The organism is Pseudomonas sp. FG1, assembly GCF_034313875.1.
GTDB lineage: Bacteria > Pseudomonadota > Gammaproteobacteria > Pseudomonadales > Pseudomonadaceae > Aquipseudomonas > Aquipseudomonas veronii.
Map to the genome: position 1 here is coordinate 2,012,208 of NZ_JAVIWP010000001.1, position 15,191 is coordinate 2,027,398.

Annotated in this window: 10 protein-coding genes; 5 read left to right on the forward strand and 5 right to left on the reverse strand. The window is 63.6% G+C overall.

Going from position 1 to position 15,191, the window contains the following annotated elements:
* Positions 1 to 3 precede the first annotated feature (3 nt).
* Together acpA and RGV59_RS09215 are read right to left on the reverse strand one after the other, a co-directional pair.
* Positions 4 to 1,704 (reverse strand): acid phosphatase, encoded by a 1,701-nt coding sequence (gene acpA, locus RGV59_RS09210; protein ID WP_017844504.1) that lies wholly within the window; start codon positions 1,702 to 1,704, stop codon positions 4 to 6.
* 141 nt (positions 1,705 to 1,845) lie between these two features.
* Positions 1,846 to 3,264, reverse strand: a complete 1,419-nt coding sequence (locus tag RGV59_RS09215; protein ID WP_017844502.1) for a short-chain fatty acid transporter — start codon at positions 3,262 to 3,264, stop codon at positions 1,846 to 1,848.
* A 185-nt stretch (positions 3,265 to 3,449) separates the two neighbouring features.
* On the opposite strand from RGV59_RS09215, the gene RGV59_RS09220 reads away from it, so the two are divergent.
* The 5 genes from RGV59_RS09220 to RGV59_RS09240 all read left to right on the forward strand — a co-directional run bounded on the left by RGV59_RS09220 (position 3,450) and on the right by RGV59_RS09240 (position 11,342).
* Positions 3,450 to 4,739: an MFS transporter gene (locus RGV59_RS09220; RefSeq protein WP_046487479.1), complete on the forward strand. Its 1,290-nt coding sequence runs from the start codon at positions 3,450 to 3,452 to the stop codon at positions 4,737 to 4,739.
* Positions 4,740 to 4,813: 74 nt separating this feature from the next.
* Positions 4,814 to 5,719: a cation diffusion facilitator family transporter gene (locus RGV59_RS09225; protein WP_126587078.1), complete on the forward strand. Its 906-nt coding sequence runs from the start codon at positions 4,814 to 4,816 to the stop codon at positions 5,717 to 5,719.
* 109 nt (positions 5,720 to 5,828) lie between these two features.
* Entirely contained in the window at positions 5,829 to 7,052 is a 1,224-nt protein-coding gene (locus RGV59_RS09230) for a TolC family protein (RefSeq protein ID WP_148106875.1), read from the forward strand.
* Positions 7,053 to 7,070: 18 nt separating this feature from the next.
* Entirely contained in the window at positions 7,071 to 8,177 is a 1,107-nt protein-coding gene (locus tag RGV59_RS09235) for an efflux RND transporter periplasmic adaptor subunit (protein WP_046384817.1), read from the forward strand.
* An 18-nt stretch (positions 8,178 to 8,195) separates the two neighbouring features.
* Positions 8,196 to 11,342: a CusA/CzcA family heavy metal efflux RND transporter gene (locus tag RGV59_RS09240; protein ID WP_126587080.1), complete on the forward strand. Its 3,147-nt coding sequence runs from the start codon at positions 8,196 to 8,198 to the stop codon at positions 11,340 to 11,342.
* On the opposite strand, the gene RGV59_RS09245 is transcribed toward RGV59_RS09240, so the two are convergent.
* From RGV59_RS09245 to RGV59_RS09255, 3 genes are all read right to left on the reverse strand, one after another.
* A complete protein-coding gene (locus RGV59_RS09245; RefSeq protein ID WP_046487473.1) occupies positions 11,266 to 12,702 on the reverse strand; it encodes a heavy metal sensor histidine kinase in 1,437 nt (478 codons plus the stop codon). The two genes, RGV59_RS09240 and RGV59_RS09245, sit on opposite strands and share 77 nt — an antisense overlap.
* Positions 12,699 to 13,373 (reverse strand): heavy metal response regulator transcription factor, encoded by a 675-nt coding sequence (locus RGV59_RS09250; RefSeq protein ID WP_126587082.1) that lies wholly within the window; start codon positions 13,371 to 13,373, stop codon positions 12,699 to 12,701. Before RGV59_RS09250 ends, RGV59_RS09245 begins: the two co-directional genes overlap by 4 nt.
* A gap of 344 nt (positions 13,374 to 13,717) precedes the next feature.
* Positions 13,718 to 15,037, reverse strand: a complete 1,320-nt coding sequence (locus RGV59_RS09255; protein ID WP_126587084.1) for an OprD family porin — start codon at positions 15,035 to 15,037, stop codon at positions 13,718 to 13,720.
* Positions 15,038 to 15,191: the final 154 nt, after the last annotated feature.

A 15,191-nucleotide genomic window follows, 5' to 3' on the forward strand; every position in this document is an offset into this window, starting at 1 on the left:
GTCCTACACCTCGAACTGCAACGCATTGCTCAAGTCGCCCATCGGTTTCTGGCCGCGGGCGATCATGGCGTCGTCGCGCCGCTTGAGCCCGTCCAGTGTCTCCAACTGGAAGACGCGGGTGATCAGGCGCAGGATCGACGCGGTGTCGTACACCGTATGGTCCACCGTGCCTTTGCGCGCGAACGGCGACACCACCAGGGTCGGAACCCGTGTGCCAGGGCCCCAGCGGTCGCCCTTGGGCGGTGCCACGTGGTCCCACCAGCCGCCGTTTTCATCGACGGTCACCACCACCACCATGTTTTTCCACTGCGGGCTTTCCTGCAGCACCTTCAGGGCGCGGGTGATATGGCGGTCACCCGAGGCCACGTCGGCATAACCGGCGTGCATGTTGAGGTTGCCCTGGGGTTTGTAGAAGGTCACGGCGGGCAGCTTGCCCGCCTGCGCGTCGGCAAAGAACTTGTTGGTGCTCGACTCATCGCCCAGGCCCGCGTCGCGCAGGCGCTTGTCACGCTCCGCGCGGTTTTCCGGGCCCTGTTGCTTGAAGTAGTTGAACGGCTGGTGGTGATACTGGAAGTTGGGGATCTTCGGAATGCCGCCCGAGTCCTTGAACTGTTCCAGCGTCGCTTGCCAGGCCCCGGCGTACCAGGCCCAGTCGATGTTCTTTTTCGACAGCTTGTCACCGATGTGTTCGTGGGTCTGCGGCACCAGCACGTTGGGCAGGTCGGGCTTGGCGTAGTCCGGGTTTTGCGGGTCGCGAATCCAGGTCGGCCAGTAGGGCGGGGCCAGGGTGTTCACGGCGTAACCGTCCGGGGTCAGCGCGCTCGGGCCGAACTGCGGCGGGCCGCTCATGGCGCTGGCCGGGGATTTGTCCAGGGGCTTGAGGCGTGGGTCGGTGGGATCGTCGCTTTGCAGCGTGGCGATCTGCGCCTTGGCCACCGACTGCGCGGCGTTCGGATAAACCGGCGCGGTCGCGCTGATCAGGTATTGGTGGTTGAGGAACGAGCCGCCAAATGCGCCCTGGAAGAAGTTATCGCAGAGCACAAACTCCTTGGCCACGTCCCACAGGCGCAGGGAATAACGGCTCTGGGCGTAATGCCCCATCACCAGGCCGCCGGAATCGGCCCAGGCGACGAAATTGTCGTTCTTGCCGCCGTTGATCTGCATCTGGTTCTGGTAGAACACGTGCCACAAATCCCGGGTGACCAGGCTCAAGGGCAGGTCTTCGGCGTTCGGGCCCTTGAGGGCGAACGGGGCGTTGGGCAGGTTTTCCTGGAATTGCACTTCGCTGGGGTAGGTCACCCCGTCGACGCTTTGCGAGCCGACTTGCAACACACCACCCCACACCGGGGGCAGGGTGGTCAATACGCTGGCGTCGCGGTCGCGCTGCTGATAGTCGGCAGGAGACAACGCCGACAGCGGTTTCTCCAGCCCGGGGAAATCGGCAAACAGGTTGTTGAAGCTGCGGTTTTCGGCGTAGATCACCACGACGGTTTTCACTTGGTCGTGTAATGCCTTATCCAACTCTTGCGGCGTGAGCGGCCGAGGCAGCGGTTTGCCCGGCGCGTCGCCGGGATTGCCGCAGGCACTCAAGGTCGCGCCCACCCCCAGCACCGCTGCGCCGCCGAGGAAGCGCCGCCGGCTGGTGTCTACCGGCGGTTGATCGATGGAATCGGGGGCCGGGCGGTCTTCGTGCTCGTCACTCATTGCGGGAGTCCTTGCTGGCGGTTTGTTGCAAGATATTTCGCCAGGACGGTAGCAGTGGAATGTGACGCAGGGAAGACAGCTTGAAGTTACACGCGTTAAGCGGAAAGCCTGGAGCTACAAACCTCAAGCTTGCCGCTGCGTTTAAGGCATCACCGGCGGCAAATACTTCAACGTCGTCCCCAACGCCCACAACAAAAACAACACCAACGGCGCGTGTACCAGCAACTGCACGAACGAAAACCCGATCAGATCCCGCGCCTTCAGCCCCAACACGCCCAGCAACGGCAGCATATAAAACGGGTTGATCAAATTCGGCAGCGCCTCGGCCGCGTTGTAGATCTGCACGGCCCAGCCCAGGTGGTATTGCAGGTCAGTGGCCACTTGCATCACGTAGGGCGCTTCGATGATCCACTTGCCGCCGCCCGACGGGATGAAGAAACCCAGCACCGCCGAGTACACGCCCATCAACAGGGCATAGGTGTCGTGGGAGGCGATGGAGGTGAAGAAGGTCGAGATATGGTGAGCCAGGGTCTGGCCGTCGCCGCCCTTGACCACCGTCATCAGCGCGGCAATCGAGCCGTACAGCGGGAACTGGATCAGCACGCCGGTGGTGGTCGGCACCGCGCGGGCGACCGCGTCCAGAAAACTGCGCGGGCGCCAGTGCAGCAGCGCACCGACCATGATGAACAGGAAGTTATAGGTGTTCAGCCCGGAAATCGCGCTGATCGCCGGTTTGGTCGAGAACTCGTGGAACAACCAACCTGCCGCCAGCACCGCCAGCAGGATCGTCAGCACCGGGCTGTGTTCCAGCCATTCGCCCGGGCGTGTCGGGGCCTGCGGCGTGGGCAGGTTGAAGGCCGGGTCGACCCCGCAGGCCTTGGCGTCACGGGCGCTGTTCGGGCCGGGCGCGGTGGCGTAGGCGATGATCAGCGAGACCACGATCAGCGCCAGCAGCAGTACGCCGGATTGCCACAGGAAGATGGTGTCGGTGAACGGGATCACCCCGGTGATCGACAGGATCGACGGCGGCAGACTGGCCGGGTTGGCCTGCAACTGCGCGGCGGACGACGACAGCCCCAACGCCCATACCGCGCCGAGCCCCAGGTAGGCCGCGGCACCGGCAGCGCGGTAGTCCATGCGCAAGTCCGTGCGCCGCGCCAATGCGCGCACCAGCAAACCGCCGAACACCAGGGACAGGCCCCAGTTGAGCAACGAGGCAACCATGGAAATCAACGCCACCCAGGCCACGGCCGAGCGGCCGTTCTTCGGGATGCGCGCCAGGCGGTCGATCAGTTTCACCGCTGGTGGCGAACTGGCGACCACGTAACCGCCGATCACCACGAAGGCCATCTGCATGGTGAACGGGATCAGGCTCCAGAACCCATCGCCAAACGCCTTGGCGGCTTCGGTCGGCGCGGCGCCCATGCCCAGGGTCGCCACGGCGACAATGATCACGGCGAGGGCGGCAAACACCCAGGAGTCGGGAAACCAGCGTTCGGCGAAATTGGAGCAGCGCAGGGCAAATCGGGCATAGCGGCTTTCTTCGATAGCATCGGCCACGAGTCATTCCTCTTGTAATTGTTATGGTTTTGGCAGTTTTACGGCATGTTCCGCTACGGCCATTGATATGGGAATGCAGTTATCTTCATCGATCATTGAGGAAAACAAATATATCCGCCGCGATTGCCATCATCCGGCGCAGCTCATAACCTGCACGCCATTTTGTTTGTCTGCCGAGCCTCAACATGACTGCCACCTCGCTTGCCCAGGCGCAGCGTTTTTCCCGCTCCGACTACAAAACCCTGGGCCTGGCCGCCCTCGGCGGCGCCCTGGAAATCTACGACTTCATCATTTTCGTGTTTTTCGCGCTGACCCTCAGCCAACTGTTCTTCCCGCCGGAAATGCCCGAGTGGCTGCGCCTGCTGCAAAGTTTCGGGATCTTCGTCACCGGTTACCTCGCGCGCCCGCTGGGCGGCATCCTGATGGCGCACTTCGCCGATCACCTGGGGCGCAAGCGCGTGTTCAGCCTGAGCATCCTGATGATGGCCTTGCCCTGCCTGCTGATCGGGATCATGCCGACCTACGCGCAAATCGGCTATTTCGCACCGCTGATCCTGCTGGTGCTGCGCGTGCTGCAAGGTGCGGCGGTGGGCGGTGAAGTGCCCAGCGCCTGGACCTTTGTCGCTGAGCACGCGCCGCCCCATCACCGCGGTTACGCCTTGGGCTTTTTGCAAGCCGGCCTGACCTTCGGCTACCTGCTCGGCGCACTGACCGCCACGCTGCTGGCGCAAATCTTCACCCCGGCGGAGATCCTCGACTACGCCTGGCGCTTCCCCTTCCTGCTCGGCGGCGTTTTCGGCGTGATCGGCGTGTGGCTGCGCCGCTGGCTCAACGAAACCCCGGTATTCCTCGACATGCAGGCGCGCCGCCAAGCCGCCGCCGAACTGCCGCTGCGCACCGTATTGCGCGACCATCGCCGCGTGTTGCTGCCGGCGATGATCCTCACCTGCGTGCTCACCTCCGCCGTGGTGGTGCTGGTGGTCATCACCCCGACCATGATGCAGAAAACCTTCGGCATGACGCCCAGCCACACCTTCGCCCTGAGCGCGCTGGGCATTGTGTTCCTGAACATCGGTTGCGTACTCGCCGGCCTGCTGGTGGACCGCATCGGCGCCTGGCGCGCGGTGCTGGTCTACAGCCTGTTGCTACCACTGGGGATCGCCGTGTTATACGCCAGCCTGATCGCCGGTGGCGTCTGGCTCGGCGCGGCATATGCCGTGGCAGGCTTGAGCTGCGGCGTGGTCGGCGCAGTGCCGTCGGTGATGGTCGGACTGTTCCCGGCGCCGGTGCGGGTGTCAGGCATTTCCTTCACCTACAACATTGCCTACGCGCTGTGGGCGAGCACCACGCCCTTGATGCTGATCGCACTGATGCCGACCAGCCCGTGGATTTGCGTGGGTTATTGCGTGGTGATGGGCGCGGTGGGGGTGGTGAGCGTGGTGCTGTTCAGCAAGCGCCATACGTTGGCGGCCTGAGGAAGTGCCGACCCCATCCGAATCTTCTGCTAGGGCGCTATGATTCATCCAACCACACCCCACGAGGATGTTTCATGAGCGCAGGACACAACCACGCCCAGGTACGCGCCGGCCACGAACGGCAGTTGTGGATGGCCCTCGGGCTGACCAGCAGTTTCATGATTGCCGAGGTGATCGGTGCCTTTATCACCGGCAGCCTGGCGCTGTTGTCCGACGCCGCGCACATGATGACCGACGCCCTGGCCATGGCGATTTCCCTGGTGGCGATCCAGATCGCCAAGCGCCCCGCCGACCGCAAGCGCACGTTCGGCTATGCCCGCTTTGAAATCCTGGCGGCGGCGTTCAATGCCTTGCTGCTGTTTGCGGTGGCGTTCTACATCCTTTATGAGGCCTATCAACGCCTGCAGGCACCCGCCGAAATCCAGTCGACCGGCATGCTGGTGATCGCCGTGCTGGGGCTGCTCGTCAACCTGATCTCCATGCGCCTGCTCAGCGCCGGCAGCGGCGAAAGCCTGAATGTCAAAGGCGCGTACCTGGAGGTCTGGAGCGACATGCTCGGCTCTATCGGCGTGATCATCGCGGCCGTCGTGATCATGTTGACCGGCTGGGGCTGGGTCGACTCCGTGGTGGCGGCGGCGATTGGTTTCTGGGTGTTGCCGCGCACCTGGGTGCTGCTCAAGGACAGCATGAATGTGCTGCTGCAAGGCGTGCCCGACGGCGTCGATATCGACAGCGTGGAGCAGGCCATGCGTGGCGTGCCCGGCGTGAAGGACGTACACGACCTGCATATCTGGGCGCTCACCAGTGGCAAGAACGTGCTGAGCAGCCATCTGGTGGCGGATGCGATGCCGGGCACCGAGCAGCAGGTCCTCGCTCAAGTGACGCAATTGCTGCATGAACAATTCGATATTTCCCACGTCACGCTGCAGGTCGAGGGCGAGGGTTTTCATCGTGACGGGCCCGAAGACGCCCATGCTTGAGCCTTGCTAACGGATTTGTAATGTTCGCCCCACCGCCCTGATAAGTACCGAAAGTTACAGTGCCCCGGCTTGGATTTATCCGCCATTTCATGGGCCTGGAACTCTCGTTATGCCAACTCGTGCAAGAACTCTACTGTGCTCGATCATCGTGCTGCTGGCGACGGCGCAAGGGGTCGGCGCCCAAACCCTGACCCTCGACGCCGCCCTGCAAACCGCCTTCGCCAACAACCCCGACCTGGCCGCCGCGCAATGGGAGATCGACATCGCCAGCGGCGGCCGCCAGCAGGCGGGGCTGATCCCCAACCCGGTGGCCTCGTGGGATGCCGAAGACACCCGCCGCGACACCCGCACCACCACGCTCAAGTTAAGCCAGACCCTGGAACTGGGCGACAAGCGCGGCGCGCGCATCGAGCTGGCCACGCGCGGCCAGGACGTCGCGGCGCTGACCCTCGAACAGCGCCGCAACGGCTTGCGCGCCGAGGTGATCGACAGTTATTACGGCGCCCTTCGCGCCCAGGAGCGCCTCGACCTGGCGCAACGCTCCCTGGCGTTGGCCGAGCGCGGCCTGGTGATCGCCAACGGCCGCGTCAACGCCGGTAAATCGTCGCCAGTGGAAGCCACCCGCGCCCAGGTGCAGTTGTCGGAAATCCGCCTGGAACTCAACCGCGCCCAGATGGGTGTCAGCGATGCCTATCGCGGCCTGGCTGCCAGCACCGGCAGCGCCGCGCCCGACTTCGCCGCCGTCGCCACGCCAAGCAGCGTCCCGGCGACGTTGCCGCCCGCCGCGCAACTGCTGGCGCGTCTTGAGCAGACCGCCGAGCTGCGCCTGGCCGAACTGCAAATCCTGCAGAACGAAGCCAGCGTGGGCCTGGAAAAAGCCCAGCGCATCCCCGACCTCGATGTGTCGATTGGCAGCCAGTACGACGCCAGCGTGCGCGAGCGCGTGAACCTGGTGGGCGTGTCGATGCCGATCCCGTTGTTCAACCGCAACCAGGGCAACGTGCTCGCCGCCACCCGCCGCGCCGACCAGGCCCGTGACCTGCGCAACGCCGCCGAACTGCGCCTGCGCACCGAAACCCGCCAGGCCCTGGACCTGTGGCAAACCGCGAACACCGAAGTGCGCGCGTTCAACCAGCAGATCCTGCCCGCCGCCCAGAGCGCGGTGGACAGCGCCACCCGAGGCTTCGAAATGGGCAAGTTCAACTTCCTCGACGTCCTCGACGCCCAGCGCACCTTGATCGCGGCCCGCACCCAATACCTCACGGCGACCGCCCAGGCCACCGACGCCTGGGTACGCATCGAACGGATCTACGGCGACCTCGCCCGTTTCTGATTTTTTTTGGAGTCCTCTATGCAGACTAAACATGGCGTGGCGCTAGCCCTTGTCCTGGGCCTGATGCTGTCCGGCCTGGCAAACGCCGAGGAAGAAGAAGGCACACTCGAACTCACCGAGCAGCAGATCGAGGCCGCCGGTATTCAACTGGCCCAGGCCCAGCCGCGGCCGATCAGCACGGTGCTGTCGTTGCCGGGTGAAGTGCGCTTCGATGAAGACCGCACGTCGCACATCGTGCCGCGTGCGGCGGGGGTGGTGGAGGCAGTGAAGGTCAACCTCGGCCAGGCGGTCAAGCAAGGCGAGTTGCTGGCGGTGATCGCCAGCCAGCAGATTTCCGATCAGCGCAGCGAGCTGGCCGCCAGCCAGCGCCGCCTCGAACTGGCGCGCACCACCTTCCAGCGCGAGCGCCAACTGTGGCAGGACAAGATCTCCGCCGAGCAGGATTACCTGCTGGCGCGCCAGGCCTTGCAGGAAGCCGAAATCGCCCTGAACAACGCCCGCCAGAAGATGACCGCCCTCAGCGGCAGCGCCGTGCCGGCCGGCGGCAATCGCTATGAATTGCGCGCACCGTTCGCTGGCGTGGTGGTGGAGAAACACCTGGGCGTCGGCGAGGTGGTCAGCGAGACCAGCAACGCCTTCACCTTGTCGGACCTGTCGCAGGTGTGGGTCACGTTCGGCGTCTTTCCCAAGGACTTGAACAAGGTCCGCGTCGGCAAGCCGGTGAAAGTCAGCTCCACCGAAATGGGCACCGAAGTACTCGGTACCGTGGCCTATGTGGGCAACTTGCTGGGCGAGCAGACGCGCACCGCCACCGTGCGCGTGACCGTGCCCAACCCCGATGACGCCTGGCGCCCGGGGTTGTTCGTCGCCGTACAGATCGCCACCGACACCTACCAGGCCAAGGTCACCGTGCCCGAGGCCGCGATCCAGACCGTCGAGGACAAGCCCTCGGTGTTCGTTCGCACGGCGGACGGGTTCGTCACCCGCCATCTGGAACTGGGCGTCAGCGAAAACGGCTACGTCGAAGTGCGCCGGGGCCTCGACGCCGGGGCACAGGTGGCCACGGTTGGCAGCTTCATCCTCAAGTCCGAACTGGGCAAAGGCTCGGCCGAACACGCCCATTGATCCTGCGAGTGATTTCCCATGTTTGAGCGCCTTATCCAATTCGCCATCGAGCAGCGCATCATCGTGCTGTTGGCGGTGCTGTTGATGGCCGGTGTCGGCGTCGCCAGCTATCAGAAACTGCCCATCGACGCGGTGCCCGACATCACCAATGTGCAGGTGCAGATCAACTCGGCGGCGCCCGGTTTTTCGCCGCTGGAAACCGAACAGCGCATCACCTTTCCCATTGAAACCGCGATGGCCGGGTTGCCGGGGTTGCAGCAGACCCGTTCGCTGTCGCGCTCCGGTTTGTCCCAGGTCACGGTGATCTTCAAGGACGGCACCGACCTGTTCTTTGCCCGCCAATTGGTCAACGAACGCCTGCAAGTCGCCCGTGAACAATTGCCCGTCGGCATCGAAACGGCGATGGGGCCGATTTCCACCGGTCTTGGGGAAATTTTCCTATGGACCGTGGAAGCCGAAGAGGGCGCGCGCAAGGACGACGGCACGCCCTACACGCCGACCGACCTGCGCGTGATCCAGGACTGGATCATCAAGCCGCAACTGCGCAACGTGCCCGGCGTGGCCGAGATCAACACCATCGGTGGTTATGCCAAGGAATACCAGATCGCCCCCGACCCCAAGCGCCTGGCGGCCTACAACCTGACCTTGAGCGATCTGGTCACCGCCCTGGAACGCAACAACGCCAACGTCGGTGCTGGCTACATCGAGCGCAGCGGCGAGCAGTTGCTGATCCGCGCACCAGGGCAAGTGGCGTCGATCGACGATATCGCCAACATCGTCATCACCACCTCGGACGGCACGCCGATCCGCGTGCGCAATGTGGCCCAGGTCGAGATCGGCCGTGAGCTGCGTACCGGCGCCGCCACCGAAAACGGCCGTGAAGTGGTGCTGGGCACAGTGTTCATGTTGATCGGCGAAAACAGCCGCACCGTGTCCCAGGCCGTGGCTGCGCGACTCGAACAGATCAACCGCTCGCTGCCCGAGGGCGTGGTCGCCGTGACCGTCTACGACCGCACCAACCTTGTCGAAAAAGCCATCGCCACCGTGAAGAAAAACCTCTTCGAAGGCGCGTTGCTGGTGGTCGCGGTGTTGTTCCTGTTCCTCGGCAACATCCGCGCGGCGCTGATCACCGCGATGGTGATCCCGCTGGCGATGCTGTTCACCTTTACCGGCATGTTCACCAACAAAGTCAGCGCCAACCTGATGAGCCTCGGCGCGCTGGACTTCGGCATCATCGTCGACGGCGCGGTGGTGATCGTCGAGAACGCGATCCGTCGCCTGGCCCATGCGCAACAGCGACACGGTCGCCTGTTGACCCGCAGCGAGCGCCTGCACGAAGTGTTCGCGGCGGCCAAGGAGGCGCGGCGCGCGCTGATCTTCGGGCAACTGATCATCATGGTGGTGTACCTGCCGATCTTCGCCCTCACCGGCGTGGCCGGGAAAATGTTCCACCCCATGGCCTTCACCGTGGTGATCGCCCTGTTCGGCGCGATGATCCTCTCGGTGACCTTTGTGCCGGCGGCGATTGCGCTGTTTGTCACCGGCAAGGTCAAGGAAGAAGAAAACCTGGTGATGCGCAGTGCGCGCCGGGTCTATGCGCCGGTGCTCGATGGGGTGATGGCGCGGCGCCCGCTGGTGTTCGGTTTGGCGCTGTTGACCATCGTCGCCTCGGGGCTGGTGGCCAGCCGCATGGGCAGCGAATTCATCCCCAGCCTCAGCGAAGGTGACTTCGCCCAGCAAGCCCTGCGCGTGCCCGGCACCAGCCTGACGCAGTCGGTGCAGATGCAACAGCAGTTGGAAAAAACCTTGATGGCCCAGGTGCCGGAAATCGAACGGGTCTTCGCCCGCACCGGCACCGCGGAGATTGCCTCCGACCCGATGCCACCGAACATTTCCGACAGCTACGTGATGCTCAAGCCCAAGGATCAGTGGCCTGATCCGCAGAAGTCCCGCGAAACGCTGATCGCCGATATCCAGCGCGCCAGTGCGATTGTGCCGGGCAGTGCGTATGAACTGTCGCAACCGATCCAACTGCGCTTCAACGAGCTGATTTCCGGGGTGCGCAGCGACGTGGCGGTGAAGGTATTCGGCGACGACATGGCGGTGCTCAACGCCACCGCCGGGGAAATCGCCGAGACCTTGCAAGGCCTGAACGGCGCCTCGGAAGTGAAGGTCGAACAGACCTCCGGCCTGCCGGTACTGACCATCAATATCGACCGCGACAAGGCCGCGCGGTTTGGCCTGAACGTCGGCGATGTGCAGGACACGATTGCCGTCGCAGTCGGTGGGCGCCAGGCCGGAACGTTGTACGAAGGTGACCGACGTTTCGACATGGTTGTGCGTTTGTCCGACGCATTGCGCACCGATATCGACGGCTTGTCGCGGCTGCTGATCCCGGTGCCGGCGCTGACCGGTAACGCCTCCGGGCAACTGGGTTTTATCGCCTTGTCCCAGGTCGCCAGCCTCGACCTGGTGCTGGGCCCGAACCAGATCAGCCGCGAGAACGGCAAGCGCCTGGTGATTGTCAGCGCCAACGTGCGGGGGCGCGATATCGGCTCGTTTGTCCAAGAGGCCGAAGCCGCCATCGGCGCCCAGGTCAAAGTGCCGGTTGGCTACTGGACCACCTGGGGCGGGCAGTTCGAACAGTTGAAGGAGGCCTCCGACCGCCTGCGCATCGTGGTGCCGGTGGCGCTGCTGCTGGTGTTCGGGCTGTTGTTCATGATGTTCAACAACCTCAAGGACGGGCTGTTGGTGTTCACCGGGATTCCGTTCGCCTTGACCGGTGGGATCATGGCGCTGTGGCTGCGCGATATTCCGCTGTCGATCTCGGCCGGGGTGGGCTTTATCGCCTTGTCCGGCGTGGCGGTGCTCAACGGCCTGGTGATGATCGCGTTTATCCGCAACCTGCGCGAGGAAGGGCGCTCGCTGTCGATGGCCATCAACGAGGGCGCGCTGACCCGGCTGCGCCCGGTGTTGATGACGGCGCTGGTGGCCTCCCTCGGGTTTATCCCCATGGCCCTGGCCACCGGCACCGGCGCCGAGGTGCAGCGGCCGCTGGCGACGGTGGTGATCGGCGGGATCATTTCCTCTACGTTGCTGACCTTGCTGGTGCTGCCGGCGTTGTATCACTGGGCGCATCGCAAGGACGAGGAAACACCAGGCTGAAGCGCGTAAAACGCCCCGGCTGGCTGCTGACATCGGCGTGACCCTGATGCAGGTGCATGATCGACTGCACGATGGCCAGCCCCAGGCCGGTGCCGCCCTCGGCGCGGGTACGGCTGCTGTCGGCGCGGTAGAAGCGTTCGAACAAGTGCGGCAGGTGGTGCGCTTCGATGCCGCGCCCGGGGTTGCCGACCGACAGCGATACACGCTGGCCGTAGGTTTCCACCAGTAACAACACGGTAGACGCGGCTGGCGTGTGGCGGATGGCATTGGACAGCAAGTTGGAGATGGCCCGCTGGATCATCAGGCGATCGCCCATCACCCAGGCGTCGCCGCGCAGGTTCAGGGTCACCTGCTTGTCCTCGGCGCTCAAGGCAAACAGCTCCATCACCCGCTGCGCTTCGTCACCCAACGACACCTGGGCAAACCCGGCCCGCGCCGCTGGATGGCTGACCTGGGCCAGAAACAGCATGTCGGAGACGATGCGCGACAGGCGTTCCATTTCCTCGACGCAGGATTCCAGGCCCGCTTGGTATTCCTGCGAAGGCCGCTCGCGGGACAACGTCACCTGCGCCTTGCCCATCAGGTTGGTCAACGGCGCGCGCAGTTCGTGGGCCAGGTCATCGGAGAACTGCGACAGTTGCCGCACACCGTCGTCCAGGCGGTGCAGCATGAAGTTGATGCCCTGGGCCAACTCGCCCAGCTCCTTGGGCAGGTTGTCCAGCGCCAGGCGATGGGTCAGGTCCTGGGTGCTGACCTGCGCCGCCACACGGCTGAACTGCTGCAACGGCGCCAGCCCGCGCTGCACCAGCCACCAGGCGCCCATGCCGATCAGGATCAGCAGCAGCGGCAGGGCGATCACCGTGGAGCGCAGGTAGGCACTGAGCAACGCTTCATCGTCGGAGCGGTCCAGCGACAGCAGCACGCGCACGTTCTCGCCATTGCGCAGCGCCACCATGCGCGAGGCGCTGAGGATGCGGTTGCCGTGCCCGTCCACCCAGTTCAGGTAGGCCAGGGTCTTGCCGGCCGGTACGTCGAGCAACAACGGCTGCTGGGGTTTTGCGCCCACGCTGAGGAGCACCGGCGTATCGGCCTGGGTGCTCATGATGGTCAGGTAGATATTGTCGTGGCCCATCACCAGGTCCAGCAGCGAGTGGGGGCGGCTGCTGATGTCGCGGGGGGCGAGGCTCTGGCTCAGGCTGTGTTCCAACTGCTCCAGCTTGTTTTCCAGGCCCTTGCGCGCGAGTTTGTCCAGCTCGTGGGTCAAGGCCAGGTAAGCCAGGGTCGCCAGCAGCACGACCAGTCCGGCGCCCATCAGGCTGACCGTCAGGCCCAGGCGCATCGACAGGCTGCTGGTCCTCATTGACGCGCCTCCAGCACGTAACCGACGCCGCGAATGGTGTGGATCAGCTTGACCTCGCTCTGGTCGTCGACCTTGCCGCGCAGGCGGCTGATGGAGACTTCGACGACGTTGGTGTCGCAGTCGAAGTTCATGTCCCACACCAGCGAGATGATTTGCGTGCGGGTCATCACCTCGCCGGCCTGGCGCATTAATACGTGCAGCAGGGCGAACTCCTTGGTGGTCAGGTCGATGCGTCGTGTGCCGCGGTAGGCGCGGTGGCGGCGCGGGTCCAGCTCCAGGTCGGCGACGCGCAACACGTCCGGCAACGGAATGTGCTCGCTGCGCCGCAACAGCGTGCGCACGCGAGCCAGCAGTTCGGGGAATTCGAAGGGTTTGACCAGGTAATCATCGGCGCCCATGTCCAGGCCCTTGATCTTGTCGGTCAGCCGGCCGCGGGCGGTCAGCATCATCACCCGCTGGTTGCCGTCGCGGCGCAGGTGTTCCAGCACTTCCCAACCGTCGGTGTTGGACAGGTTCACATCGAGGATCACCAGTTCATAGGTGTGTTGCCGGGCCAGGTGCAGGCCGTCGACGCCACTGGCGGCGCAATCGACGACATAGCCGCTTTCGGTCAGGCCCTGCTGCAAGTAGTCGGCGGTTTTCTGCTCGTCCTCAACCACAAGGATACGCATGGGGATTTACCTTCAAAGGAAACGGAGAGGGGGCATGGCCTCATAGAGGCGCTGAATTTGGCTGTAGGAAAACTCTGAGCCGTGAAGTCGCTATAGGGTCAAGCCACGTCAGGTAGCTGCGACGATTCGCCGCTGTGCGAGTGAACAAAAAAAACGCCCCAAACGGGGCGTAAAAAGTTCATCTCCGTTCCAAAGGAGCCACACAAAAGCTGCAGAGATGAATAGTGCTCGATGCGCAGTATAAAAACTGCAACTTAACGCGAAGGTGAGGCCGATATTACAGTTCTGACAGATTTGAACCTGTGAAGAGATGTACTTCATCGGCAAGTTAATGTAAGCGTTGCTTAGAGCACCGCCAGTGGATATTCGATAATGACCCTTACTTCTTCCAGGTCCGACTCAAATGCACTTGAGCGCACGCTCGCCTGGCGCAGGCGCAGGGATAAGTCCTTCAGCGTGCCGGCCTGCACCACGTACTTGGCTTCGATATCGCGTTCCCAGCGGCGCTGATCGGTGAGCGGATTACCGGCGGCATCGCGGCGCATATACACCGCGTTGGCGTTGCTGTAGTCGGCACCGCTGCCTTTGGCGTAGCGGGTCATGAACGTCAGGCCGGGAATGCCGAAGGCCTGCATGTCCAGGTCGTAGCGCACCATCCATGAGCGTTCCTTGGGCGAGTTGAAGTCGCTGTACTGGATCGAATTGTTGAGGAAGATCGAGTCCGACTGGCGCAGGTAATCGAAGTCGTCGTCGCCATTGTTGCGCTGGTGCGACACGGCAACGCTGTGGGCGCCGACTTTCACCCCGAGCCGGGCGCTCCAGATGTTGTTGTCGAATGTGCCCAGGCGCTTTTTGCCCTCGTCCACGGCCTTGTAGTAATTGACGTCGCCGAACAGCGAAACGTCGTCGGTGAGCGGGTAACTGGCGGTGCTGCCAACGTAGTATTGGTCCCAGGCGTCTTTCAGGCGGCTGCTGTACAGGCTGAAACCGAGGTGCTTGTTGAGTTGATAGTCTCCGCCGAAATAGCCGATCCAGGGCGAGTCGACCGGGCCCGCATAAAACGTCGCGAAACCTTTGTTCATGCCGCTTTCATTGGGCTGGCTCATGCCGCTCAGGCGTCCGCCCTGCAGGCTCAGGCCGGCGAGGCTGGTGTTTTGCACGGTGACGCCACGGAAACTTTCCGGCAATACACGGGAGTCGCCGTAGGCCACCACCGGCGTCAGCGGGAACACGTCGCCGGCCTTGATCACTGTGTCCAGCACGCGCAATTTTGCGGCGCCGCCGACCTTGCTGTAGCTGTCTTCGGGGCGGTTGTCGCGGTCCACCGGCAACATGCCGAACGAGCCCTTGCCGCCGCTGCGGCCGGTGCCCGAATCGAGTTTCACGCCGACCATGGCAAACGCATCCAGGCCAAAACCCACGGTGCCTTGGGTGAAGCCGGACTCGAACTTGCCGATCAGCCCCTGCGCCCAGGCTTCTGAATAGCCGTTGCCGGTCGGGCTGGATTGGCCTTTGCGATCATCGCGGTTGAAGTAAAAATTACGTGCCAGCACGTTCAGGCGGCTGCCTTCGATAAAACCGTCGGGCTGGTCTTCCACGGCCAGCGCTGCCAGCGGCAGGGCGGCGACAAGTGAGAGGGGAAGGGTGTAATAACGGATATGCATGTTTCGCTCCTCGGTATTGGCAGTGATCAGCTTCTTATGGAAGCGGGCGTTCTTATTGATTTGGCCCGGGCTGATAGTTGCAAACCGTGGATAACGGCTGTGTTGCGCGAACATTACAATTCTGGAACCTTAGTGCCACCTAACAAATACGTAA

Coding starts and splice junctions, on each gene's coding strand:
- RGV59_RS09220 (WP_046487479.1), top strand. CDS start 3,450: ATGACTGCCACCTCGCTTGCCCAGGCGCAGCGTTTTTCCCGCTCCGAC.
- RGV59_RS09245 (WP_046487473.1), bottom strand. CDS start 12,702: ATGAGGACCAGCAGCCTGTCGATGCGCCTGGGCCTGACGGTCAGCCTG.
- RGV59_RS09255 (WP_126587084.1), bottom strand. CDS start 15,037: ATGCATATCCGTTATTACACCCTTCCCCTCTCACTTGTCGCCGCCCTG.
- acpA (WP_017844504.1), bottom strand. CDS start 1,704: ATGAGTGACGAGCACGAAGACCGCCCGGCCCCCGATTCCATCGATCAA.
- RGV59_RS09235 (WP_046384817.1), top strand. CDS start 7,071: ATGCAGACTAAACATGGCGTGGCGCTAGCCCTTGTCCTGGGCCTGATG.
- RGV59_RS09225 (WP_126587078.1), top strand. CDS start 4,814: ATGAGCGCAGGACACAACCACGCCCAGGTACGCGCCGGCCACGAACGG.
- RGV59_RS09230 (WP_148106875.1), top strand. CDS start 5,829: ATGCCAACTCGTGCAAGAACTCTACTGTGCTCGATCATCGTGCTGCTG.
- RGV59_RS09250 (WP_126587082.1), bottom strand. CDS start 13,373: ATGCGTATCCTTGTGGTTGAGGACGAGCAGAAAACCGCCGACTACTTG.
- RGV59_RS09240 (WP_126587080.1), top strand. CDS start 8,196: ATGTTTGAGCGCCTTATCCAATTCGCCATCGAGCAGCGCATCATCGTG.